This window comes from Pseudomonas sp. 2822-17 (genome assembly GCF_002742485.1).
Taxonomy (GTDB): Bacteria; Pseudomonadota; Gammaproteobacteria; order Pseudomonadales; family Pseudomonadaceae; genus Aquipseudomonas; species Aquipseudomonas cyclaminis.
This window is the reverse complement of the sequence record NZ_LJRZ01000420.1, coordinates 1-231: the sequence shown is the minus strand read 5'-3', so window position 1 is coordinate 231 and position 231 is coordinate 1. Positions and strand designations below refer to the sequence as shown.

General features: G+C 34.2%; 1 protein-coding gene. It reads left to right on the top strand.

The window, feature by feature from the left end:
* On the top strand, positions 1–231 hold a 231-nt coding region (locus tag AOA60_RS13915), incomplete at both ends, for a DNA gyrase subunit A (protein ID WP_143522442.1).

The window sequence follows — 231 nt, the reverse complement described above, 5'->3', positions numbered from 1 at the left end:
CACAAGCTATCCTTGACATGCGTTTGCAGAGGTTAACAGGGTTAGAGAGAGATAAAATAGAAGAAGAATACAAAGAGCTAATTGCTAAAATTGAAGAATTAAAAGCTATTTTAGCAGATGAGGAAAAAGTGCTAGAGATCATTAGAGAAGAATTAACAGAAATTAGAGACCGTTTTATTGATGATCGAAGAACAACTATTTCCATAGGTGAAGATAGCTTAGAGGATGAAG